This is a genomic window from Actinomadura sp. 6K520 (assembly GCF_004349245.1).
GTDB lineage: Bacteria > Actinomycetota > Actinomycetes > Streptosporangiales > Streptosporangiaceae > Spirillospora.
On sequence record NZ_SMLC01000044.1, the window covers coordinates 15,265 to 38,300 of the forward strand.

Below are 23,036 nucleotides of genomic sequence, written 5' to 3' on the forward strand. Positions count from 1 at the left end.
GAGGTTGACATGTACGTACCAGAATTCGCCGATCTCGTGGGTGAGGAATCCGAGTTTTTCTCTTCCGTCTTCAACAAGAAACCGATCCTGCGGCGAGGCGCGCTGCGCGAGAAGCACGCCGAGCTGCTGACGGTCGACGATCTGGACGGCCTGTTGAGGTCGGGCACGGCACGGCTGCCCTACGTACGGGTCACCAAGAACGGCGACCCGGTGCATCCCATGAGCTACACGAAATTGCTCCGGGTACAGGGAGAGTACTTCGCCGACGCGGTGGTGCCGGAGCAGGTCCTCGGTCTGTTCCGGTCCGGAGCGACCATCACCTGGAACACGATCAACCACCTGCACGCGGGCGTGCGGGGCCTGACGACGATGCTGGGCGCCAAGTTCTCCACCAAGTGCGACGCCGTGGCCTTCCTGACACCGTCGGGAACCGAGGGCTTCCGTCCACACCATGACCCGGTCGACGTGTTCGTGGTGCACCTGCACGGCCGGAAGCGGTGGCAGGTGTGGGGCCTCCCCGAGACGCGGAAGGGCGATGCCGCCCAGTTCTCCCGCGAGGACCTCGGCGACCCGTTGCTCAGCGAGGTGCTGGAACCCGGAGACGTCATGTACATGCCCTACGGAACTCCGCACGTCGCGATGGCGGAGGGCGGCGTGTCACTGCACCTGTCGGTGGTGGTGCGCCCCCGGATGTGGGGTGACCTGGTCCAGCAGGTCGTGCAGTCGGTGGTGGCAGAGAACCCCGCCTTCACCACGTATCCCTACGTGAACGTGGACAACGTCGGAGAGCTGCTCGTCGGCGCGAAGGAGATGCTGGGGACGCTCATAGAGGAATTGGAAAAGGTCGATATCAAAGAGGTCGTTGCCGGATTCACCCGGAGCGGCGGAAAGGAAGTCCGCCTGTAGGGAAAGGGTCGACTTCTCCGCCCCGACGAGCCCGCACCTCAAGTGTTGTCGCAAAGGCCGATTCCCCTAGGGGGCCGGCCTTTGACCTGCGTGGCGCCCGCCTCCGGCGGAGTGCCCCACTGAGCCCGGCATGGGCTACCGCTTCGTTCCCTGCCCCTCCTTCGCAGAGGGGATGAGCCACCGGGCCCGCCGCGGCCGGACTCGGTCCAACCTGGATACCGTCGGCCATGCCCGAATGCCCTGGTCAAGGCCGGGGTTGACCTTGACGCTGGGTCAACCCTTCATCCTTTGCGGCAGGGGCCTTTCGAAGGATTTCGAGGCCATCGCGAAGACAAGGGGGTCCCCTCCATGAAGGGTCGGTCGACCGCGGATCCGGCGGTTCGCGTGCATGGGCTCCAGAAGTCGTACGGGAAACTCCGGGTGCTGCGCGGCGTGGACTTCGACGTCTCGCGGGGCAGCATCTTCGCGCTGCTCGGCTCGAACGGGTCGGGCAAGACCACGATCGTGAACATCCTCGCCACGCTCCTGAAGGCCGACGCGGGGACGGCCGCCGTCAACGGCTTCGACGTCGCCGCGGAACCGGTGAGGGTGCGGGAGTCCTTCAGCCTCACCGGGCAGTTCGCGGCCGTCGACGAGATCCTCACCGGCCGGGAGAACCTCGTGCTCGTCGCCAGGCTGCGGCACCTCAAGGACCCGGGCGCGGTCGCGGAGGACCTGCTCGACCGCTTCTCGCTGACCGAAGCCGGCGCGAAGAAGGTGGCCACCTACTCGGGCGGGATGCGCCGTCGGCTGGACATCGCGATGAGCCTCATCGGGAACCCGGCGGTGATCTTCCTGGACGAGCCGACGACCGGGCTCGACCCCGAGGGGCGCATCGAGGTCTGGCAGACGGTCAGGAGGCTCGCGGGGTCCGGGACGACGGTGCTGCTCACCACGCAGTACCTGGAAGAGGCCGAACAACTGGCCGACCGCATCGCGATCCTGCACAGGGGGCGCATCATCGCGAACGGCACCCTCGCCGAACTCAAGCGACTGCTCCCGCCCGCCAAGGTGGAGTACGTCGAGAAGCAGCCGACCCTGGAGGACATCTTCCTCGCCATCATCGACGGCGACGGCGACGAGGCGACGGCACGAGCGACCAAGGAACAGCGATGAGCACGTACTTCTTCGGCGACACCGCGGCTCTCACGGGACGCACCCTGCGCCATGTCACGCGCAGCATGGACACCATCATCACGACCGCGGTCATGCCGATCGCCATGATGCTGATGTTCGTCTACGTGTTCGGCGGCGCGATCGAAACCGGCGGGGTCCGGTACGTCGACTACATGCTGCCCGGCATTCTGCTCATCACGATCGCGTCGGGCATCTCCTACACCGCCTTCCGGCTGTTCACGGATATGAAGAGCGGGATGTTCCAGCGGTTCCAGTCCATGCCGATCGCGCGGTCGGGCGTGCTGTGGGCGCACACCCTGACCTCGCTGGTCGCCAACACGATCTCGCTCGTGATCGTGGTCGGCGTCGCCCTGCTCATGGGTTTCCGCTCCGGCGCCGGTCTGCCGGCCTGGCTCGCGGTCGCCGGCATCCTGCTCCTGTTCACCGTGGCGCTGACGTGGATCGCCGTGATCGCGGGCCTGTCCGCGGGGTCGGTCGAGGGCGCGAGCGCGTTCTCCTACCCGCTCATCTTCCTGCCGTTCGTCAGCTCGGCCTTCGTCCCCACCGAGACCATGCCCGGCCCCGTCGGCTGGTTCGCCGAGCACCAGCCGGTGACGTCGATCGTCGACACGATCCGCGACCTGTTCGCCGGGCGGCCGGTCGGCGACGACATCTGGATCGCGCTCGCGTGGTGCGCGGGAATCCTCGTCGTGGCGTACGTTCTCGCCATGGCCACCTACCGCCGGAAGACCGCCTGAGAACCGCGTCATGCTCACCATCGGCCAGCTCGCGGCGTACGCCGGGGTGACGGTGCGGGCGGTGCGCCACTACCACCGGATCGGCCTGCTGCCGGAGCCCGCACGCGACCGTTCCGGTTACCGGAGCTACGACGCCGCCGCCGTGGCGCGGCTGATCCGGATCCACGCCCTGGCGGACGGCGGCGTGCCGCTGGCCCGGGTGCAGGAACTCCTCGACGCCGATCCCGAGGAGTTCGCCGCCGCCGTCCAGGAGATCGATGAAGAGCTGCGCGCCACGATCCGGCGGCTTCAGGGCACCCGCAAACGGCTCGCCCGGCTCGCCGCGGGGGAGCATCTGGCGCTCCCGCAGCGTGTCGTGGACTACCTCGACCGCCTGCGCGGCCTCGGTGTCGAGGAGCGGTACATCGAGCTGGAGCGGGACAGCTGGATCATGATCGCCGCCCAGGTGCCGCACCTGATCGACGACGTGATCGCCAAGAAGCACCGGGAGCTCGACGACCCCGACATGCAGCGGCTCTACCACCTGGTCAGCGGCGCGCTCGACTGGCGGCCCGACGATCCCCGGGTCGTCGAGCTCGCCGACGTCCTGGAGCGCGCGATGATCCGCGCCGTCGAGGCCGGCGAGGTGGGCGAGGTGGGCGCCGACGGCATCGACGACCAGTTCGCCGACTTCCTGGACGCGATCGTGGTCGAGTCCTCACCGGTCGCCGAGCGGGTGGTGGCGATTCTGGAGGAACGGGGCTGGAAGGGCTGGACCCGCATCGAGCGCGTGCCCGCCGACAGACTCGACACGCACCCAAATCCACCGGCGTGCACTCGTCGGCGCCACGGCCCTGCTGGAACCGACCGGGCGCGGTGAAGTCCCGCATCAGGACCGTTCCCCGTGGACGCCGTCGTGACGTCTGGTGGCCCTGCGGGCGGGCCACCAGGCGCGGTCGCCGAGGAGGGCGAGTACCGGACGCCGTGTCGCGCGGCACCCGCCCTCGGCGCCGCCTCCCAAGCGATCGGTGGCGGCTCGGATCGCGGCCGGGCGGCCCGGGTCAGACGCTGACGCCGAAGTCGGAGGCGACACCGCCCAGCCCGGACGCGTAGCCCTGCCCGGTCGCCCGGAACTTCCATTCGGTGCCGTTGCGGTACAGCTCGCCGAAGACCATCGCGGTCTCGGTGGAGGCGTCCTCGGACAGGTCGTAGCGGGCCAGCTCGGAGTTGTCGGCCTGGTTGACGACGCGGATGAACGCGTTGCGGACCTGCCCGAAGTTCTGGGCGCGCGCGTCGGCGTCGTGGATCGAGACGGGGAAGGCGATGCGGGCGACCTCGGCGGGAACCGCGGCGAGGTTCACCTTGATCTGCTCGTCGTCGCCCTCGCCCTCGCCGGTGAGGTTGTCGCCGGTGTGCTCCACGGAGCCGTCGGGGCTCTTCAGGTTGTTGAAGAAGACGAAGTGCCCGTTGGAAGGGACCTTGCCCGACTCGTCCAGCAGCAGCGCGCTCGCGTCGAGGTCGAAGTCGGTGCCCGTGGTCGTGCGGACGTCCCAGCCGAGTCCGACCACGACCGCCGTCAGTCCGGGGGCCTCCTTGGTCAGCGAGACGTTGCCGCCTTTGGAAAGGCTCACTCCCATGATGTTCTCCTCATGTCGTCGTGCGGGGCCGCCGTGGAACCGAAGGGCGGGCAGGACCGTTCGAGAGGGTGAACGCCTGCGGGGAACGACGCTGGACGCCGTCCGCAGGAAACCAACTCCCGTGTGGCAACCACGGAGGAATTATGCTACTACACTTGTAGTAGATCATGCCGGAGTTCGATACGGCGGCTAGCCGAAAGGGAGTTTCCCGATGGCCTTCTGGGACAAGTTGCGCGAGTCCTCTCAGACCATGCAGACCCAGCTGATGGCGAAGAAGAACGACCTCAAGAGCGGCGCCTTCCGGGACGCGAGCATGGCGATGTGCGCGCTGGTCGCCGCCGCCGACGGCTCGGTCGACCCGAGCGAACGGCAGCGGACCGCGGCACTGATCGCCTCCAACGAGGTCCTGCAGAACTTCCCGGCCGAGGACCTGCAGCGGCGGTTCAACGGCTACGTCGACAAGCTCACCGCCGACTTCGCCTTCGGCAAGGTCGGCGTCCTCCAGGACATCGGCAAGGCGAAGAAGAAGCCCGCCGAGGCCCGCGCCGTCATCCAGATCGGCATCATCATCGGCGGCGCCGACGGGAACTTCGACGACAACGAGAAGGCCGTCGTCCGCGAGGCGTGCCACGCCGTGGGGCTGCCGCCCGCCGAATTCGAACTCTGACCGCGCCCGCCCGGCACCCCGCGGCACCGAGGGCCGCCGCGTTCGCCGGCCTCCAGCACGACGGCCGGCCCATGCGGGCTCGCGACGAACGTCAGTTCCACCTCGTTCAGGCGGCCCTGGCGCTCCGGCGGCGGGAGAACTCCAGGTCGCTCTTTCTTCGCTCCCACGGGAACTATCACGGATGTAGTAGATCGACTGACGCCCTTCCACCGGAGGTCCTTCACCGCCTCGGCCGTCGAGCGTCAGTCCTCGTGGGGCTCCGCTCCGCCTCGGCCGGCCGGGTTCTGGTCCGCCGCCGGTTCGGCGGCGGGCGTGGCGCGGGCGGACGGGCGCATCCGCACGCCGGTGATGGCGCGCCGGTCGATCTCGGTGACCTCGATGCTCCAGCCGGGCACGCCGACGTGGTCGCCGGGGCGTTCCGGGACACGGCGGAGCAGAGCGAGGACCAGGCCCGCGATGGTGGTGTAGTCACCGGGCGGGGGGTCGGCGACCTCCACGCCGACGTCCGGAAGGTCGTGGATGGGGAAGGTGCCCGGGAGCAGCAGCGCCCCGTCCGGCTCGGTCCGCACGGCCATGACGTCGCGGTCGGTCTCGTCGTAGATCTCCCCGACGATCTCCTCCAGGAGGTCCTCCAGCGTGACGATGCCCTCGACGCCGCCGTACTCGTCCACCACCAGGGCCATCTGCTGGTGTTCGACCTTGAAGCGGCGCAGCGCGTCCGACACCCGGACCGTGTCCGGGAACACGACGGCGGGACGGACCAGGTCCGCGACGGGCGCGGAGGGGTCTCCGGCCATCAGTTCCCGCAGGTTCGCCACGCCGACGACGTCGTCCAGCTCCCCCACCGAGATCACCGGGGCGCGGGAATGGCCCGATTCGGCCAGGGCGGTGCAGGCCCGGCCGGCCGGCTGGTCGTCCGGCAGGGTGAACACCTCCCGGCGCGGGACGAGCACCTCCCGCAGCGTGCGTTCATGGATCTCCAGCGCGCCGGAGATGATCAGACGCTGCTCGGCGTTCAGTCCCCGGTGCCCGGTCACCAGGTCCCGCAGTTCCTCGGGGCTGAGCTGCTCCTTGTCGGCGCGGGGGTCGCCACCGAGCACCCGCACCACCAGGTCGGTGGACGCCCCCAGCGCCCAGATCGCCGGACGCGACGCCATCGACAGCACGTCCAGCGGGCGGGCCACCATCATCGCCCACCGCTCGGAGAACTGCATGGCCAGCCGCTTGGGCGCCAGTTCGCCCAGCACGAGGGTGACGAAGGTCAGCACGATCGTCACGAGCGCGACCGCCACCGCGTCGGCGGCGCCGCCGAGAAAGTCCAGCGGGGACACCAGCGGTTCGGCCAGTGACACGGCGGCGGTCGCCGAGGCCAGGAAGCCGGCGAGGGTGATTCCGACCTGGATGGTGGCGAGGAACCGGTTGGGGTCGCGCGCCAGCCGGACGAGCGTCCGCGCGGCGGCCCCGCCCCGCCGCTCCAACTGCCGCACCTGCCCCTCCCGCAGGGAGATCAGTGCGATCTCACTGCCGGCGAACACCGCGTTGAGCAGTATCAGCACCGCGACCAGCGCGATGTTCAGCCAGTAGTCCCCCATCGCAGAGCCCTCCACCCACACGCTCACGGCCGCGTCGCACGAAAAACTACACTTGTAGACGATATACGCCTAGGTCTCCCACGACCGGCCACGAGCCGGCGGCCCACGGTCGGCGGCCAATGCCATGACCACGTTCCTACCCCGGGGCTTCGAGCATCTCGCGCAGGTGCCGGGCCTCCTCACCCCTTGGCGCGGAGGACGTCGGGCTCCAGGTAGATCAGCCGGGCGATGGGCACGGCCTGCCGGATGCGGGCCTCGGCGCCGTTGATGGCCTCGGCCACCTCGCGGGCGTCGTCCTGCAGATCGACGGCGACCTTGGCGGCCACCAGCAGTTCCTCCGGGCCCAGGTGCATGGTGCGCATGTGGATCACCGCGGGGACGTCCCGGCTCTGCACGATCGCGTCCCTGATCAGCCGCACCTGCTCGGCGGTGGCGGACTCGCCGATCAGCAGGCTCTTGACCTCGGTGGCCAGCACGATCGCGATGGCCGTGAGCAGGACGCCGATCGCCGCCGTGCCGATGCCGTCCCAGACACCGTTGCCGGTGACCAGGGTCAGGCCGACCCCGGCCAGCGCGAACACCAGACCGGCCAGCGCACCGGCGTCCTCCAGCAGGATCACCGGCAGCTCGGGTGACTTGGACCGCCGGACGAACTGCACCCAGCCCGCCTTGCCCCTGCTCCGGTTGGACTCTATGACCGCCGTGCGCAGCGCCATCGACTCCAGGACGATCGCGGTCAGCAGCACCACGATGGGCACCCACTGCCACTCGGTGATCCCGTGCGGGTCGCTGATCTTGTGCCACGCCTCGTACAGCGCGAACAACCCGCCCAGGCTGAACAGCACGATCGCCACGATGAACGCGTAGATGTAGCGTTCCCGCCCGTACCCGAACGGATGCTCCTCGGTGGCGCCCCGCCGGGCCCGCTTCCCGCCGATCAGCAGCAGCGCCTGGTTGCTGGAGTCGGCCACCGAGTGGATCGACTCGGCCAGCATCGAGGACGAGCCCGTCAGCGCGAACGCCACGAACTTGGTGACCGCGATCCCGAGGTTCGCGCCCAGGGCGGTGACGACCGCCTTCGTACTTCCCTCGACGCTCACGTACTCCCCCGATACGTCGGGCCGCCGTCCGACTCGGCAGCATCCCATCCGGTGCGCCCCTGGCCGGACCATCGTCACGTTCCGCTTGCGCCCCGGCCGTCGAAACCGCCGCGCTCCGGCTCGTCCCGTCCGGTACGGGCACTTTCAACCACACTTGTAGCAGAACATTGGAGCCGGCGCCGCCACCCGCGGTCACTCGGCGCGGGCGCCGCCGACGAACGTCCGCTCCTGCGGGGACGCCACGAGTTCGACCATGGTGCCGGCGCGGAACTCCTCGCCGAGGACGTCGGTGATCGCGTCGGTGAGGCCGGCGCCGAGGCGTGCGGTGATCTGGTCGGCGTCGGGACGCTCGAAGGCGGCGGCGCGGACGCCCATCGTCAGCGAGGCGCCGGTGTCCACGGTCCTGCCGCCCTGCGCGAAGCGACCCGCGGGGACCCCGGCCAGGCGGATGCCCACCAGGTCGCGGGCCCATTCGCCGTAGACTTCGACGATCGCCTCGGTCAGCGCGGTGACGAGTTCGGGCTCCTTGCCCGACAGCCTGTTCTCTGGAAGGTGCACGGTCAGATGCGGCACGGCGAACCTCGTTCCCTTTGACCTTAAAGGCTTTAGATTTAAAGGTACTTGGAGGGGTCGCCGATGTCCACCGCCCCGGACGGCCCGGCCGTCGACGAGGCCGTCCGCACCCTGCTGCTGCTCATGCCCCGGCTCGTCGGCCGCGCCAAGCGGCTGCCCGTCCCCCAGGCACTCCAGGGCTTTGATCTGGCGCCGCGCCACCTGGCGCTGCTGGCGCACCTGGAGTACGACGGCCCCGCCAGCGTCAACGAGCTCGCCGCCCGCCTGGAGGTCGCCCCGACGACCGTGAGCCTCATGGTGAGCGAGCTGTCGCGGCGGGGTGTCCTGGAACGCACCGCCGACCCCGCCGACCGCCGCCGCCGCATCGTCGCCATAGCCCCCGCCTACACCGCACCGATCACCGAATGGCTTTCCGGCAACGCCTCCGCCTGGGAACGCGTCATGCGCGACCTGACCCCCGCCGACCGCGCCACGGTGATCACCGCCCTGCACGCCTACGAGGCCGCCCTGGAACAGAACACCGACCGGCACCGAGAGCGCATTGGCGAGCCCTGACAACGGTCGGCCTGGACGTGCGCCAGTCGAGCAGGGCGCCCATCAACGCTTGGTGCGCTCCACGGCGAAGGGGACGCCGAGGCGATGCCGTCGGCCGTCTCGTAGCGGACATCCCCGCTCCCTCTTGGCTCGGCGAGCCGGTTGGTGTAATGCTGGTTAAACAAACGTTCAGGAGGATTTGTGGACTTCGCGCTGCCCGACGACCTGATCCGGCTCCTGGCGGACCTGGACGCGTTCATCGATCGGGAGATCCTGCCGCTGCAGGCGCAGGACGATAACGAGCGCTTCTTCGACCACCGCCGTGAGTACTCCCGCACCGACTTCGAGAACGGGGGCGTGCCCCGTCCGGAGTGGGAGGAACTGCTGGGTGAGATGTTCCGCCGCGCGGACGCGGCGGGCTGGTTGCGCTACGGGCTGCCGAAGGAGGCGGGCGGCTCCGGCGGGACGAACCTGGACATGGCGGTGATCCGCGAGCACCTGGCGCACCGGGGTCTGGGACTGCACAACGACCTGCAGAACGAGGCGTCCGTGGTGGGGAACTTCCCCTTCGCGCACATGCTCTTGGAGTTCGGGACGCCCGAGCAGAAGCAGGAGTTCCTGGAGCCGATGCTGACCGGCGCCAAGCGGATCGGGTTCGGGCTGACGGAGCCCGAGCACGGCAGCGACGCGACCTGGATGCAGACCACCGCGGTCCGCGACGGCGGGGACTGGGTCATCAACGGCGCCAAGCGGTTCAACTCCGGGATGCACTCGGCCACCCACGACGTGGTGTTCGCCCGCACGGGCGGCAAGGACGGCGACGCCCGCGGCATCACCGCGTTCTTCGTGCCCGCCGATACGCCGGGCTTCTCGGTCGACTACCACTGGTGGACGTTCAACATGCCCACCGACCACGCCGAGGTGACCATCCGCGACGTCCGGGTGCCGCACTCGGCGATCTTCGGCGCGGAGGGCGAAGGGCTGGCGGTGGCGCAGACGTTCGTCCACGAGAACCGGATCCGGCAGGCGGCCTCGGGTGTCGGTGCCGGGCAGTACTGCATCGACCGCAGCGTCCGGTACGCCCGCGAACGCGTCACGTTCGGGCGGCCGCTGGCCACCCGGCAGGCGATCCAGTGGCCGCTGGTGGAGTTGCAGACCGAGGCCGAGATGCTGCGCGGGCTGATCCGCAAGACGGCCTGGGAGCTGGACCGGGTGCCGCACATGCAGATCAGCGACCGGGTCTCGATGTGCAACTACCGGGCCAACCGGTTCGTGTGCGAGGCGGCCGACCGAGCGATGCAGGTGCACGGCGGCCTGGGCTACACCCGGCACGCCCCGTTCGAGCACATCTACCGCCACCACCGCCGCTACCGGATCACCGAGGGCGCCGAGGAGATCCAGATGCGCAGGGTCGCCGGCTACCTGTTCGGCTTCGCCGGGCCGAACAGGGCGCAGGGCTGACACCGGATGACGAGGACCGGCCGGCGGCCCGCCGAGGCTAGGGTGGCCGGCGGGAGGTGGTCGCGTGGCGAGTGGTGTCGTGCCCGATCCCGACGCCTGCCCGGCGCCCGCGCGATCCCGCCCGGCGACGCCGGCGCGCCCGGCACCGGGGCCCGGCGAGGAGGGGATCCTGAAGGCCGCGGTCGCGGTGATGGCCGAGAACGGCTACCACGGCACGTCGGTCCGCGACATCGCGGTGCGGGCGGGGCTGAGTCCCGGCGCGCTCTACTACCACTTCGAGTCCAAGCAGGAACTCCTCGCGACGATCATGGAGCGCGGGATCGAGGAGCTGCTGCGGCGGACCCGCACGGCCCTCGCCGAGGCCGGGGACGCCCCCGCCGCCCGGTTGCGGGCGATCGTCCGGACCCACGTGCTGTTCCATCTGGAGGACCAGCGGGGCACCATGCTCGGCACGAGCGAGCTGCGCGCCCTGGAGGAGCCGGTGCGGACCCGTCATCTGGGCAAGCGGCACCAGCAGCAGCACTTCTTCGACGACGTCGTGGTGCAGGGCACCGAGCGCGGCGCGTTCGGTACGCCGATCCCCCTGGAGGCTTCCCGCGCGATCGTCGTGATGTGCACCGGCGTGGCCGGCTGGTTCTCGCCGGAGGGCCCGCTCAGTCGCACCGAGATCGCGCTGCGCTACGAGAGGCTCGCACTTGACATGGTCTGCGCCGGCCAGAGCTGAGCCCCGCGGGCGGGAGGACGGCTGATGGCCGCCGGCACCTGCACGCCTTCCGCCGCGCACCCGGCGAAGGCATCGGACTTGGGCTGTCGACCGTCGCCTCGCCCTGGCCGCGGCACTAGTCCGTCGCACGGGTGAGGCGGGCCGTCAGTGTCCGGATGTGCTCGACCAGTTCCGGGGGTTCGTGCACCTGGAAGTCGAACCCCTTGGTCGTCACGTAGATGGCCAGTTCGTCCAGGGAGTCGGATCCGGCCCGCAGGGTGCAGCTGTGCTCGTCGATCGGCTCCAGCGTCCCAGTGGTCGGGGCGATCCGTTCCGCAGCGGTCTCGGCGCTCACCTGCAGGGTGAACCGGGCCTGGTAGCGGTAGGCCGAGGTGGAGATCGCCCGGGAGGTGTAGCCGCTGAGATCGGGGTCCGGAGGTTCGCGCGGGGTGAAGCGGGGGCCGGTGGGCGTGCGCGGGACCAGGCGGTCCACGCGGTAGGTGCGCCAGTCCCGGCGGTCGACGTCCCAGCCGATGAGGTACCAGCGGCGGCCCGTGTGCACCAGCCGGTGCGGCTCGGTCGTGCGGACGCCGCCGGTTCCGTCGTGGGTCCGGTAGTCGAAGCGCAGGCACAGCGAGTCGCGGCAGGCGGTCGCGATGGCGGTGAGGGTGCCGGGGTCGACGGTGGGGCCGCCGGCCGCCATCGGCACCGTCACCGACCGCAGCGCGTTGATCCGGTGGCGCAGCCTGGACGGCAGTACCTGTTCGAGCTTGGCCAGCGCCCGCACCGAGGTCTCCTCGATCCCGGTGATCGAACCGCCGACGGCGGTGCGCAGGCTCATCGCGACCGCGACGGCCTCGTCGTCGTCCAGCAGCAGGGGCGGCAGGTCCGCGCCGACCCCCAGCCGGTAGCCGGCGGTGCCCGCGGTGGCCAGCACGGGATAGCCGAGGTCGCGCAGCCGGTCGATGTCGCGGCGCACGGTCCGCGGAGTGACGTCCAGCCGCTCGGCCAGTTCCGCGCCGGACCAGTCGCGCCGGGTCTGCAGGAGCGAGAGCAGCCGCAGCAGCCGTGCCGAGGTTTCCCACATGACGTGCAGTCTGCCCGCTACCTAGGACCGAACTTGACCTAACCGCCTCGTAGCGTCGTCTTCATGGAGCACAACAGCGAGATCCGGCCCTTCACCATCGACATCCCGCAGGCCGACCTGGACGACCTGGCCGACCGGCTCTCCAGGACCCGGTGGACCACCGACCTGCCCGATGCGGGATGGAGCCGCGGAGTGCCGGTGAGCTACCTCAAGGGGCTGGCCGAGTACTGGCGCGACGGCTACGACTGGCGCGTCCACGAGCGGCGGCTCAACTCCTGGCCCCAGTTCACCACCGAGATCGACGGGCAGAACATCCACTTCCTGCACGCGCGCTCGCCCGAGCCGGACGCGCTGCCGCTCATCATGACCCACGGCTGGCCCGGCTCGGTCGTGGAGTTCCTGGACGTCATCGGCCCGCTGACCGACCCCCGGGCGCACGGCGGCGACCCGGCGGACGCGTTCCACCTGGTGATCCCCTCCATCCCCGGGAGCGGGTTCTCCGGGCCGACCGGTGGGGCCGGCTGGGACACCGGCCGGGTGACCAGGGCGTTCGCCGAGCTGATGAACCGGCTCGGCTACGACCGCTACGGCGCGCAGGGCGGCGACACCGGCGCGGTCATCTCCCCGGGGCTCGGCCGGCTCAACCCCGGCAAGGTGGTCGGTGTGCACGCCAACGGGCTCTCCGCGTTCACCGAGGTCGACCCCGAGGAGACCGCGGAGCTGACCGAGGCCGAGCGGGCACGGCTCAAGCACCTGGAGTACCTGAAGACCGAGCAGTCCGGCTACATGATGATCCAGATCAGCCGGCCGCAGACCCTCGCGCACGCGCTGCACGACTCCCCGGTCGGGCAACTCGCCTGGATCGTGGAGAAGTTCAAAGAATGGACCGACCCGGCCGCCGAACTCCCCGAAGACGCGGTGGACCGGGACATGCTCCTCACCAACGTGACGCTGTACTGGCTGACCGGCACCGCCGGATCCTCCGCCAACAGCTACTACGAGACCGCGCACGCCGGAGCCTGGGCCGCGAGCGAGCGTTCCACGGTACCGACCGGCGTCGCGGTCTTCCCCCTGGACGTGTCGATCCGCCGCACCGCCGAACTCGAACACACCATCGTGCACTGGTCCGAGTTCGACCGCGGCGGCCACTTCGCCGCCATGGAGGCCCCCGACCTGCTCGTCGGCGACATCCGCGAATTCTTCGGCAAGCTGCGCTGACACCGCCGCGGCACCGGCCCGGACCGGGCCGGGTCGCAGCCCCGTACGGAAGCCGCAACCTGGCGGGACGGCCGGTCGCAGCACCTCGTGCGGTGCGCCCGTCCGCTCGCCGTCGTCCGAGCGGCAGCGAGCATCCCGTGGGGTACGTCCCGGACACCTCCGGTAACCAGGGCGGGGTATCTTCGGCGACCAGTTCGCCAGGAATCCCGGGCCGGAACCGTCGGTGGGCTTGATTAGGCTGTCCCCGGTTCGGGCCTGGGAGGGGCGGCATAGTGCGGGACGTCGACATTGCTCGCTGGCGGTTGCGCAGTCAGCACCTGGTCTGGCCCCACGCCGGGTCGGCAGGTGAGGCGGTGGGGTCACTGCTGGCCGTCCAGGCAGAGAACCCGAGTCAGGTGGCTTGGGCGGTGGCCTCGCGGACACAGAAACCCGACCGAGCCGACCTCGCGTCCCTCCTCGACGACGGCGCCGTCCTGCGCACGCACGTGCTGCGCCCGACGTGGCACTACGTGCGGGCCGAGGACATCGGCTGGCTGCTCGACCTGACCGGACCCCGCGTACGGCGGGTCACCGGCCAGCAGCTACGCAATACGCACGGCCTCGACGAACCTTCCGTCGACCGGGCCATCGCCGCCGTCACGGAGGCACTGGCGAGCCGGGGACAGCTCACCCGCGCGCAACTGGCCGAGGAGTTGCGCGAGCGCGGTGTCGGGGGCAGCAAGCAGATGCTGGTGATCCTGCTGGCCCACGCCGAACTGGACGGTCTGATCTGCAGCGGCCGGGTCGTCGACGGCGAGCACACCTACGCGCTGATGGCCGAGCGCGTGCCGACACCACGGCGGCTCTCCCGGACCGAGGCCCTGGCCGAACTCGCGCTGCGCTACTTCACCGGGCATGGCCCGGCCACGGAACGCGACCTCGCCTACTGGGCGACACTCACCCTCACCGACGTACGCTCCGGCCTGCAACAGGTGCGTGATCGGCTCGACTCGTTCGAGCACGACGGGCGCACCTTCTGGCACGCCCCCGCGGAAGCTCCCCGCGAACCGCAGGACCCCGCGGGCCATCTTCTGCAGATCCTGGACGAGACATACCGCGGCTACCAGGACTCCCGCTGGGTACTGGACGCCGCCGGCGACGTGCCGCGCACCCGGGAGTCCGCAATCGGGATGGCCCTGGTCGACGCACAGCTCCTTGCCGCAATGAAGCGCACCATCGGCCGCGACCATGTGCGCTTCGACCTGCGCCCTTACCGCGTCCTGACACCGTCACAGACCGAGGCCCTGAACCATGCCGCCGGCCAGTACGGCGAGTACCTCCAACTCAAGGCCGAGATCACCCTGCTGTGACCGCAGCACCCGGAGAACGAACCGTCAGCCCGACGGACGCTCGGCCGAAGACCTCGGCGGCAACCCAACCGCTGTACAGCAGCACCACCGAATGCCCAGGTACCTACGCCTTTACGCGTCCTCGTCGCCGTTCAAAGCTCGCATGAACCAGTCGAGAGAACCAGTCTTCTGCGCCTCCTCGGCGAGAAGCCTCGCGGACGCGGTCTGAAGCTGAGCGAGTGAGCTGTCTATCCACGGCTGGGTGTTCTGGTTGCCGTGCTCCCGGTACTCGACTGCCTGAATGAGGCACTCAAGCTTGTCCGCGTCGCGGGCGCACATCGCCTCGGCGCTGACCTTGCCTTCGTACTCCGCGACGACACCCGTGATCATCGCAGAGACCACCTCGGGCAGACCGCGCGTCTGACGCTCGGTGACCTGCTCGTTGGGCGCCTTCTTCACATACGGCTTGGCTAGATACGGGATGTCGGTGAGGCGCGTTTCCTGGGTGTCGTGGAAGAGGCTGAGCAACGCGGCGCGCTCGGGATCGGCACCCTCCATCGCGGCCAGGACGCTCGCGATGATCGCCGTACGGAGCGAGTGATCGGCGATGCTCTCGGGGTCCTTCACACCTGCCACAAGCCACCCGGTGCGCTTGTAGCGCTTGAGAAGCCCGATCTCGTACAGGAAACCCGCCAGCCGCTCCGTCTCGTTCGCCATGCGCGCCCTTCTCTCAACGGCCGTCCGCCATACGTAGACCGTAGAGGACCTCTTTCCAACTCCCGTAGATCGTATGAGCGGCGACATCGATGTAGACGTTCGTCGGCTCCAGCTTGGCCACCAGATGAGCCGGCAGCTTCGTGCCTCTCCAGGACCGCGTGGGCAACTCGACCATGAAGTGTCGGCCGTCTGCGGCTCGGTGATCTCGCCAAGCCAGTGCGCTCCGGAACGCACAACCGCCCATGACGGCGACCAGTCGGCGGAACGCTGAGACCCCCCTCCTCCTCGTACTGCATGCCCGTCAGCCATTCCGCCGTCTCTACGGAATCATCGAAGTCGCGACGTAATGCACCTGCCGACAAAGAAGCATTCCGTCAACGCTGCCGACATCGGCCGCGACGGGAAGGTGAACGCGGCACATCGGTCAAGAAGGACGGCCGCTGACCCGACACCGCCCACGAGGTCATGTCAGTGAACGGTCGGGTGATCACCCATGTGGAAAGCGGATGCTCGTCCGGCAGACCGGACAGCGGGGCGGTCCATCATTCGGGAGCGGGCCATTCCTCGGCCAGGAGCGCGTATGAGAGACCGTCGAGCCACCCCTTGGTGCGGTGGAGAGACTCTCTCACCGTGTGCTGTTCGCGGCGCATCCCAACCCGCTCCATCAGCCGCCACGAAGGTTCGTTGTCGTAGAAACATTCCGCGTACAGGCGGCGCAGGCCAAGACCCCTGAAGGAGACGTCGATGAGGGCGCGTACAGCTTCGGTGGCGTAGCCCTTGCCACCGTAGGAGGGATCCAGCGTCCACCCGAGCTCTCCTTGGACGCTTTTCGCCTGGTCAGCGACCTCCTCCTGGGCCCAAGCGTCCTGGACCCGCAGCGTCAGATCGCCGATCACCCGGCCGTCCAGTTCGACGATGAGCAGGTCTGCGAGCCGCTCCTCGCTGAGAAAACGCTCACGGTAGTCGTCGTACGTCGGCGTGGCGGCCACGACCCATTCTTGAATCTCCGGCAGCTGCCGGAAGGCCCAGGTCGCGTCCAGGTCGTCGGGGGCAGCCCGGCGCAACAGCAGTCGGTCGGTCGAGATCGGCCAGTCCAGCGTGTCAAGGGGGTGGCGCATGGGCTTCATGCTGGCAGAGAGCCGTGGTGACACACAAAACGGACTACTGCGGGCGACGTCCCAACAATGACGCGGCGATCGCCCTACCGGAACTGACAGGACACCGAAGCGACCAGGGCTCCCGGAAACCCGCATTCTGAAATCAAGCGCTCTGCTGCACCGCAACCTGCGCCGCCACGGCACCGTCTACAACACCCTCGTCGCCACCTGCGAGATTCAGGGCAGCATCGTCACGAGCCCGTCGGCCGCGACGCCGTCCTGATCAATGCGCGGTCAGCGGTGCGCGTCTGCCTGCGCAACCGAGTGAGGACGTGGCGGGCGTCGGCGGCGACCCCGCGCAGCGTTGCCGAGGCGAACGAGCGCTGGACATCGGACGCCCGCACCGCCTGCCCAGCCGGGTCGTCCAAGGAGGCGCCGGGCGCCTCGGGCAGGTGCGCAGTTGTGGTCACGGTGTTCCTTTCTTCTCGGTGTCGGCGGGCGGACTGCAGGATGAGCCGCTGTCGAAGTCGTCGCGAGCCCGTTCGAGGGCGTGGTCGGCAACCCGGGCGCCGTGGCGCCGGCTCAGGAAGCGGCCGATGGCAGCCGTGCCGCCAGGACGGCCTGGCCCAAGGCTGCGAGGTCGTCGTTCAGCCGGGGGGCGCCTGCGCAGGTGTCCGATGCGGCTGAGGTCGTTGACGATGGCGAGAACGGCCTGGGTGATCACGCGCGCTTCGGGTTCGGTGAGGCCGGGTCGGCGGGTGGTGAGGAGCTGGCCCCATTCGCCGACGTAGTCGTGCTGCAGGCGGCGGATGGCGTGCCGCTGCTCGTCGGGCAGGTGCACGACCTCGGTGATCAGGGCGCCGGTGAGGTGGCTGGAGGTGACGGTCAGCTCGATGTAGGACCGCAGGAGCAGCGCGAGGGCCTGCTCGGGGGTGGACGAGGTGCCCGTGCAGGGCGCGCATGCAGGTCCATTCCACGATGCCGACCAGGTAGCCGGTGGCCAGGACGGGGGCATGGCGGCGAAGTGGTCGGCACCGCCACGGTCATCCAGGCGGCCCGGCCCGCCCTCACCACGGCCGACGCGGACCTGCTGGCCTGGGCACTGTTCTCCGTCTTCGCCAGCCCCTCCCACCACGCGGTGGGAAGTCCACGAACAGACCCTGGGCGTCCACGTCGACCTCAGCCGCCAAGCCCCACACCACCCTGACCGTCCACGCCCACGACGACGCCACCGTCTGCCAGGGAACCCACCGCCGCGCCGTCATCAACACCGAACGCTTCCACGCACGACTCCGCACCCGAACCACCACGCCCCATCCAAACCGACCAGAATCGCGCTAATGGATCGGGGGTGATTGAGTCACAGACCGGCCGAACACAAATGATCAGGGCGAGTCTTCCCCAGCGGCCAGCCACTGGCCGACCGCCTCGACGTAGCCGCCTGACGCTTCCAGCGGCAGAAGATGCCCGACCGTCGCGAAGACGCGCCGTTCCCAGTCGGGTCGCCGTCTGGCCAGATCGTCGATCGCGCTTTGGGGGATGAGGCCGTCCTGGTCACCCCAGAGCAGCAGCACGGGCGCGTCCACGGCGGCGATCGCCTGGTGGATGGGCCGCTGGTCGATGAACAAGGCCGACATCACCGAGGCGAAGGCCGTGACGGCGTCCCCGAGCCGCTGCGGTTGCGCGCTGCGCACTTCGGCGTTCAGCAGTGCGGTCATGTCCGGCGACAACCACGACAGGTCCCCACCGGCAATCTTGCCGCTCCCCCGGTTGCCCGAGTCGGTGACCATTTTCAGCTTGAGGTCGAGCAGGCGTCGACCGGCCAGGCGCAGCACGGCCCGCGCCACCGGTGGCCCGACCGCCAGGCCCATCCTGCCCAGGGTGCGCCAGAACAGCACCTCGCCGGCGGGCAGCGGACCGGGCAGCGCGGGGGCCGCGAGCACGACCCGTCCGACCCGTTCGGGGGGCCGAACCGGCGAACAGCACCGCCACCAGCCCGCCCATGGACCAACCATGGACGACCGCGTCCTGGATGCCCAGCCGAGCGGCGAAGGCCCTCAAGAAGCGTGCGTTCGGCGCGGCCTTGGCCGCCCGAGAGTGCGGCGAGACAGTGTGGCCGAACAACGTTCCCGGCAGATCGGGGGCGACGACCGGCCCCAGCGCGCTCAGCGGCGCGATGAGATCCAGCAACATCGACGCGCTGCCCGCCATCGGGTGAATCAGCAGATGGGTGGGCCCCGCCTGGCCGGCACCGGCGCTCAGAAAGTGCACGCTGGTTCCGCAGACATCGATCTCCTGGCTGCGGATCCCGGCCCACCGCGGGGACAGTACCCCCCAGTCGGCATGACGCATACTTCCTCCTCCACCTGGCTATGAGCAGGAGCCCGCTGCGCTCAGGCGGGTCCGGTGGCCTGGCGGACGCGGGTGTGGCCAAACGGTAGGAAGCACTGCCGGTCTCGATGATGATGGCGTTGAAGGTGAGTCGGTCGACGATAACGCCGCAGAGGCGTGGGGCGGTGCAGGTGTTGGTCCAATGCCCGCACCGACAGGCCCTCCCGCCGCAAATCTCAGCGGACGGCCGCGAACATCTCCAGCTTGTGCTCACGCACCACGTCCACCCCCAGATGCTCCCGGGCAGCCGCAGCGTCTCACCCCACCACCCACGGTGGAGCCAAACCCCACGGCCACGCCGAGCGGCTCGGTCCGCTGATCCGGCAGGCGCTCGACCCGGGCAAGCTGTGCAGCTCAAACCCCCTTTGCTCCGAGCACGACCCCCGCAACCACGGGCGCCTATACGGTGGTCCTGTGCGAGCCTTCCGCCGTCCGAAGCCTCGTCCGCCACTTCCGAGCACTGATGCGCCCCGACACCGGCCCGCTCGCCCCTCTCCCCTGATAATCCGGCTCCGGTGGCCTCGCTCGGTGCTGTGGACTGAGCTTGTCAGGGCTCCATGAGTAGGGCGTCGCACCAAACCGGGCCGAAGCTACCGCCTGGCCACAGCTCGGCCATCTGCGGGAGGTCTGGAGAACCTGAGAACCAGTTCACAAGAAACTCGGTCACAGTGATCTGAAGGGGCTCCTGGTCGGCCCATTGGTCGCCTCGTCCCCACAGAACGATCGGCCAGTCGTCAGGCTGGCCGACGGTCAGCCAGCCGAAGTGGTCGGGCGTCGATGGTGTTGCCCCATGACAGGAACCCACCGGGTTCCGGCCATGCCGCCATGGGATAGCTAGGCGGATGAGCTTGCCTGAGCTCTCGGTAGACGTCCCCGATGTGTACCGCGCCCTTCGCCCAGCTGCCACCCGCGCATCGCGGGTCCATCACGCCCAGGTATTCGAGGCGGTGCCTGTTCTCGCCCCTCCAGTCGGTTCCGTAGCCGCCGATCTGGAAGCTGCCGTACCGCTCGACCAGCAGCATGAAGTCCGCGGGTAGAGGGCCGCCGAGCTCGGTGAACACGGTGTCCCAGCTCTTGGTCCCGAGGTCGGGAACGTCCGGGGGGAACGAGCTCTGCGAGCTCGTCCAACATGATGCTGAGTTCTGTCACCCGCCGTGTCATACACCACATGGCCGAGTATTGGTAAGTGTGACGTCATTGCGGCACTCGCGTAGGAGCCGCCAGGCGAGTCGTAAGAGCCTGTGTTGGCTGCTTGAAGTTCTATGAGCATTAAGGTCAAACCGCGCCGCGGAACGCTCGATTTTTCGACGCGGCGACCGCGCTGCTTTGGAAGCGGGCGACACTCGGGCGATGGGCGCACGGGTCACGCGCACGGGCCTCGCCGTCCGTATCGGTGACCGAGTTGCTCCGGTGGTCCTGGCCGAGGGGGCTATAGAGGCGTCCTGAGGTGACGATCTTGCGCACCGGGTGAGCCTGCGTCACGGGTCTGTGACTGCGGCGGCGTGGCGTGGGGGTGATGTTCGGGTGGCAGGGACGTGCCAGCTGGTGTCGGGTGGTCTTGGTGGCGACGTGGCGGCAAATGATCAAAGGCCGGTTTAGGATCTCTCCTAAACCGGCCTCTCACCTGGGGTTTCTCGGTGGAGCTGAGGGGATTTGAACCCCTGACCCCCTCGATGCGAACGAGGTGCGCTACCGGACTGCGCCACAGCCCCGAGGACTCCGTAAGGTTAGCAAACTTCGGGGGGTGTTCGCGCACGGGTCATTCGCCGACGGCGCGGCGGTCGGGGGCGTACTGGTCGAAGACCTCCTCGGGGGTGGGGAGTTCGATGACCTCGGCGGTTTCGGTGGCGAGGAGGGCTTCGCGGGCGCGGGACCTGGCGCGGGCGCGGGCCTGGGCGGCGGACTGGCGGCGGGCGGTGTCCATGCCGACGGCGACGCGGAGCAGCGCCAGGTGGCCGGCCATGAGGGCGGCCGGGGGCACGGTGATCCACCACGGGGCCAGGCCGGTGGCGGTGGCGGCCGTGGTGGTGAGGAGCAGGGCGGTCAGGCCCGTGGTGCGGCGGCGGCGCCGGGCGATGACGGCGGCGCGGCTCGACCGGCGGCGGGGCCGGGGGGCCGGGACGTCCTCGGGCTCCTCCTCGTCGTCCTCGACGAGGGGTTCGTCGGGGCGCTTGTGGAGGAGGCGGGTGAATCCGGTCGTCTCGGTGTCGCGGCGCAGCCACATCGGCACGAGGACCATGGCCCAGACGGCGACGATGGCGAGATAAAGAACTGCGCTGCTCATCGGGACCACCGTCCCAGGGCACGCTCAAGAGGCGGGCCGACTTTCGGCGCGCGAACGTGCATTGGGAGCAGGGTCACGCCCCGCACGGTACGAGGGGGTGTCAGAGGTTGACGAGCATAAGGGGCGGTGTGTCGCGAGATCGATCTCGCCGTTACTCTCCGTTTACCGCGGCTTCTCGATCGCAGGATTTTTACGGCGGGAAAGCCACGGCGGACTCAAGTGCGCCGGGGAAATGCCTGTTTGCGCTCGGCCAGCCAGCGTGCGCGCAGGCCACCGGGCACGTCCTCCACGGTCAGGGCGTAGCAGATGTGGTCGCGCCAGGCTCCGTCGATGTGCAGATGGCGGCGGCGAATTCCCTCTTCCCGGAATCCGAGCTTTTCCACGACGCGGCGGCTCGCCGTGTTCTCCGGGCGGATATTCGCCTCCAGGCGGTGGAGGCCGACGGTGAAGAAACAGTGGTCGACGGCGAGGGCGACGGCGGTGGGAATGACACCGCGGCCCGCCACCTGCTTGTCGACCCAGTAGCCGATCTGGGCGGATCTGGCCGAACCCCAGACGATCGCGCCGATGGTCAGCTGGCCGGCGAACGCGTCCTGGTAGGTGACGACCCAGGGCAGCGCGAGACCCTGGCGGGCCTCGCGGCGCATGGTGTGGACCATGCTGACGTAGGGGCCGAGGCCGCTGCGGAACAGCGGCGTCTCGGGGTTCGTGGGCTCCCACGGGCGGAGCCAGTCGGCGTTGCGTACCCGCAGCTCACGCCAGGCGGCGGCGTCGCGGTGCCGTAGCGGGCGCAGCCCGACGGGACCCTCGGTCAGGGTGGCAGGCCATCCCCGCAAACGTTCCACGGTTCCATGATTCCCTGGTCGGACGTCCGAACGCCATCAATTGTCCCCGAGAAAACGGTCACGCGGGACGTTCTCGTACGCGGTCGCTTTTCAGCGCGGGTGGTCGCCGCCCTTGATCTGGTCGATGGCGTGGGCGAGGACGCGGCCGAGAACGGCCATGCCGTCGCGGACCCCGCCCGTCGAGCCCGGGAGGTTGACGATGAGGGTGCCGCCCGCGACGCCGGCGAGGCCGCGGGAGAGGATCGCGGCGGGCACCTTCTCGCGGCCCTCCAGCCGGATCGCCTCCGCGATGCCCGGGATTTCCCATTCGATGACGCGGCGGGTCATTTCGGGGGTCTGGTCGGTGGGGGTGAGGCCCGTCCCGCCGGAGGTGACGACGACGTCGTAGCCGGTGGCGACGGCGTCGCGCAGGACGTCGGCGACCGGTTCGCCGTCGGGGACGACCACCGGGCCGTCCACCTGGCAGCCGAGGTCCGCCAGCATCTCGACGAGGACGGGGCCGGACCTGTCGGCGTACACGCCCGCGGCGGCCCGGTTCGAGACGGTGACCGCCATCGCCCTGATCATCGGCGCCACCCGCCCTTCTTGCCGCCGGTCTTCTCCTCGACCCGCACGTCGGTGATCACGGCAGCGGGGTCGACCGCCTTGATCATGTCTACCAGCGCCAGCGCCGCGACGGTGACGGAGGTGAGCGCCTCCATCTCCACCCCGGTGCGGTCGGCGGTGCGGGTGACCGCGGTGATCGCGACGCCCTCGTCCCGGATCTCCAGGTCGACCGTGACGCCGTGCAGGGCGATCGGGTGGCACAGCGGGACGAGGTCGGGGACGCGCTTGGCGCCCATGATCCCCGCGATGCGGGCGACGGAGATCGCGTCGCCCTTGGGGACGTCGCCGGCGCGCAGGAGGGCGACGCATTCGGGCGACAGCCGGACGAATCCCGTGGCCGTCGCGGTGCGGGCTGAGACGTCCTTGGCCGACACGTCGACCATGCGGGCCGCGCCCGC

27 protein-coding genes and 1 tRNA gene are annotated in these 23,036 nt (G+C 69.6%); 11 read left to right on the forward strand and 17 right to left on the reverse strand.

Going from position 1 to position 23,036, the window contains the following annotated elements; translation table 11 throughout:
• The first annotated feature begins 9 nt into the window (after positions 1–9).
• The 4 genes from E1289_RS14470 to E1289_RS14485 all read left to right on the forward strand — a co-directional run bounded on the left by E1289_RS14470 (position 10) and on the right by E1289_RS14485 (position 3,678).
• A complete protein-coding gene (locus tag E1289_RS14470; protein ID WP_131980238.1) occupies positions 10–906 on the forward strand; it encodes a cupin domain-containing protein in 897 nt (298 codons plus the stop codon).
• A gap of 348 nt (positions 907–1,254) precedes the next feature.
• A complete protein-coding gene (locus tag E1289_RS14475; protein WP_131980240.1) occupies positions 1,255–2,061 on the forward strand; it encodes an ATP-binding cassette domain-containing protein in 807 nt (268 codons plus the stop codon).
• Positions 2,058–2,819, forward strand: a complete 762-nt coding sequence (locus E1289_RS14480) for an ABC transporter permease (RefSeq protein WP_131980242.1) — start codon at positions 2,058–2,060, stop codon at positions 2,817–2,819. The genes E1289_RS14475 and E1289_RS14480 overlap by 4 nt, the downstream gene beginning before the upstream one ends.
• 10 nt (positions 2,820–2,829) lie before the next feature.
• Positions 2,830–3,678 (forward strand): MerR family transcriptional regulator, encoded by an 849-nt coding sequence (locus tag E1289_RS14485; RefSeq protein ID WP_131980244.1) that lies wholly within the window; start codon positions 2,830–2,832, stop codon positions 3,676–3,678.
• 181 nt (positions 3,679–3,859) lie between these two features.
• Here E1289_RS14485 and E1289_RS14490 read toward each other — a convergent pair whose 3' ends face one another.
• Entirely contained in the window at positions 3,860–4,435 is a 576-nt protein-coding gene (locus E1289_RS14490) for a TerD family protein (RefSeq protein WP_131980246.1), read from the reverse strand.
• Positions 4,436–4,646: 211 nt separating this feature from the next.
• On the opposite strand from E1289_RS14490, the gene E1289_RS14495 reads away from it, so the two are divergent.
• Positions 4,647–5,102: a TerB family tellurite resistance protein gene (locus tag E1289_RS14495; RefSeq protein ID WP_131980248.1), complete on the forward strand. Its 456-nt coding sequence runs from the start codon at positions 4,647–4,649 to the stop codon at positions 5,100–5,102.
• A 242-nt stretch (positions 5,103–5,344) separates the two neighbouring features.
• Here the strand turns inward: E1289_RS14495 and E1289_RS14505 are convergent, their stop codons facing one another.
• The 3 genes from E1289_RS14505 to E1289_RS14515 all read right to left on the reverse strand — a co-directional run bounded on the left by E1289_RS14505 (position 5,345) and on the right by E1289_RS14515 (position 8,367).
• Positions 5,345–6,694 carry a hemolysin family protein gene (locus tag E1289_RS14505; RefSeq protein ID WP_131980250.1) on the reverse strand — a complete coding sequence of 450 codons (1,350 nt, stop codon included), beginning with the start codon at positions 6,692–6,694 and terminating at the stop codon, positions 5,345–5,347.
• Between the two features lie 179 nt (positions 6,695–6,873).
• Positions 6,874–7,794, reverse strand: a complete 921-nt coding sequence (locus E1289_RS14510) for a cation diffusion facilitator family transporter (RefSeq protein ID WP_131980252.1) — start codon at positions 7,792–7,794, stop codon at positions 6,874–6,876.
• Positions 7,795–7,986: 192 nt separating this feature from the next.
• Positions 7,987–8,367 carry a tautomerase family protein gene (locus E1289_RS14515; protein WP_131980254.1) on the reverse strand — a complete coding sequence of 127 codons (381 nt, stop codon included), beginning with the start codon at positions 8,365–8,367 and terminating at the stop codon, positions 7,987–7,989.
• Between the two features lie 63 nt (positions 8,368–8,430).
• Between E1289_RS14515 and E1289_RS14520 the strand changes: the two genes are divergently transcribed.
• The 3 genes from E1289_RS14520 (at position 8,431) to E1289_RS14530 (ending at position 11,086) form a co-directional block, all read left to right on the forward strand.
• Entirely contained in the window at positions 8,431–8,922 is a 492-nt protein-coding gene (locus E1289_RS14520; RefSeq protein ID WP_131980256.1) for a helix-turn-helix domain-containing protein, read from the forward strand.
• A gap of 180 nt (positions 8,923–9,102) precedes the next feature.
• Positions 9,103–10,362 carry an acyl-CoA dehydrogenase family protein gene (locus E1289_RS14525; protein ID WP_131980258.1) on the forward strand — a complete coding sequence of 420 codons (1,260 nt, stop codon included), beginning with the start codon at positions 9,103–9,105 and terminating at the stop codon, positions 10,360–10,362.
• A gap of 64 nt (positions 10,363–10,426) precedes the next feature.
• A complete protein-coding gene (locus E1289_RS14530) occupies positions 10,427–11,086 on the forward strand; it encodes a TetR/AcrR family transcriptional regulator (RefSeq protein WP_131980260.1) in 660 nt (219 codons plus the stop codon).
• A gap of 115 nt (positions 11,087–11,201) precedes the next feature.
• On the opposite strand, the gene E1289_RS14535 is transcribed toward E1289_RS14530, so the two are convergent.
• Positions 11,202–12,152 carry a WYL domain-containing protein gene (locus tag E1289_RS14535; protein ID WP_131980262.1) on the reverse strand — a complete coding sequence of 317 codons (951 nt, stop codon included), beginning with the start codon at positions 12,150–12,152 and terminating at the stop codon, positions 11,202–11,204.
• A gap of 63 nt (positions 12,153–12,215) precedes the next feature.
• Between E1289_RS14535 and E1289_RS14540 the strand changes: the two genes are divergently transcribed.
• Together E1289_RS14540 and E1289_RS14545 are read left to right on the forward strand one after the other, a co-directional pair.
• A complete protein-coding gene (locus E1289_RS14540; protein ID WP_131980264.1) occupies positions 12,216–13,370 on the forward strand; it encodes an epoxide hydrolase family protein in 1,155 nt (384 codons plus the stop codon).
• A 353-nt stretch (positions 13,371–13,723) separates the two neighbouring features.
• Positions 13,724–14,719: a winged helix DNA-binding domain-containing protein gene (locus tag E1289_RS14545; protein WP_165970470.1), complete on the forward strand. Its 996-nt coding sequence runs from the start codon at positions 13,724–13,726 to the stop codon at positions 14,717–14,719.
• A 111-nt stretch (positions 14,720–14,830) separates the two neighbouring features.
• Here E1289_RS14545 and E1289_RS14550 read toward each other — a convergent pair whose 3' ends face one another.
• The 5 genes from E1289_RS14550 to E1289_RS14570 all read right to left on the reverse strand — a co-directional run bounded on the left by E1289_RS14550 (position 14,831) and on the right by E1289_RS14570 (position 18,455).
• A complete protein-coding gene (locus E1289_RS14550; RefSeq protein ID WP_131980268.1) occupies positions 14,831–15,415 on the reverse strand; it encodes an HD domain-containing protein in 585 nt (194 codons plus the stop codon).
• A 542-nt stretch (positions 15,416–15,957) separates the two neighbouring features.
• A complete protein-coding gene (locus E1289_RS14555; protein WP_131980270.1) occupies positions 15,958–16,533 on the reverse strand; it encodes a GNAT family N-acetyltransferase in 576 nt (191 codons plus the stop codon).
• Positions 16,534–16,763: 230 nt separating this feature from the next.
• The gene (locus tag E1289_RS14560) at positions 16,764–16,982 is read right to left on the reverse strand and encodes a hypothetical protein (protein ID WP_131980272.1); all 219 of its coding nucleotides are present in this window, start codon (positions 16,980–16,982) and stop codon (positions 16,764–16,766) included.
• Entirely contained in the window at positions 16,979–17,527 is a 549-nt protein-coding gene (locus tag E1289_RS38205) for a hypothetical protein (protein WP_165970471.1), read from the reverse strand. Before E1289_RS38205 ends, E1289_RS14560 begins: the two co-directional genes overlap by 4 nt.
• Positions 17,528–17,897: 370 nt before the next feature.
• A complete protein-coding gene (locus E1289_RS14570; protein WP_165970472.1) occupies positions 17,898–18,455 on the reverse strand; it encodes an alpha/beta hydrolase in 558 nt (185 codons plus the stop codon).
• Between the two features lie 59 nt (positions 18,456–18,514).
• Here E1289_RS14570 and E1289_RS38210 point away from each other — a divergent pair, with 59 nt between their 5' ends.
• Positions 18,515–18,730, forward strand: coding sequence for a hypothetical protein (locus E1289_RS38210; RefSeq protein WP_165970473.1), 216 nt, complete (start codon positions 18,515–18,517; stop codon positions 18,728–18,730).
• 907 nt (positions 18,731–19,637) lie between these two features.
• On the opposite strand, the gene E1289_RS14585 is transcribed toward E1289_RS38210, so the two are convergent.
• From E1289_RS14585 to moaC, 7 genes are all read right to left on the reverse strand, one after another.
• Positions 19,638–19,964, reverse strand: a complete 327-nt coding sequence (locus E1289_RS14585) for a hypothetical protein (RefSeq protein ID WP_131980278.1) — start codon at positions 19,962–19,964, stop codon at positions 19,638–19,640.
• A 214-nt stretch (positions 19,965–20,178) separates the two neighbouring features.
• Positions 20,179–20,367, reverse strand: a complete 189-nt coding sequence (locus E1289_RS14590; protein ID WP_131980280.1) for a hypothetical protein — start codon at positions 20,365–20,367, stop codon at positions 20,179–20,181.
• Between the two features lie 174 nt (positions 20,368–20,541).
• Positions 20,542–20,615 (reverse strand) — tRNA-Ala (locus E1289_RS14595).
• 47 nt (positions 20,616–20,662) lie between these two features.
• The gene (locus E1289_RS14600) at positions 20,663–21,187 is read right to left on the reverse strand and encodes a hypothetical protein (RefSeq protein WP_131980282.1); all 525 of its coding nucleotides are present in this window, start codon (positions 21,185–21,187) and stop codon (positions 20,663–20,665) included.
• Between the two features lie 215 nt (positions 21,188–21,402).
• Complete coding sequence (locus E1289_RS14605) at positions 21,403–22,023, reverse strand: GNAT family protein (protein ID WP_131980308.1); 621 nt, start codon at positions 22,021–22,023, stop codon at positions 21,403–21,405.
• A gap of 99 nt (positions 22,024–22,122) precedes the next feature.
• A complete protein-coding gene (locus tag E1289_RS14610) occupies positions 22,123–22,599 on the reverse strand; it encodes a MogA/MoaB family molybdenum cofactor biosynthesis protein (protein WP_131980284.1) in 477 nt (158 codons plus the stop codon).
• Entirely contained in the window at positions 22,596–23,021 is a 426-nt protein-coding gene (moaC, locus tag E1289_RS14615; RefSeq protein WP_131980310.1) for a cyclic pyranopterin monophosphate synthase MoaC, read from the reverse strand. Before moaC ends, E1289_RS14610 begins: the two co-directional genes overlap by 4 nt.
• Positions 23,022–23,036 lie beyond the last annotated feature (15 nt).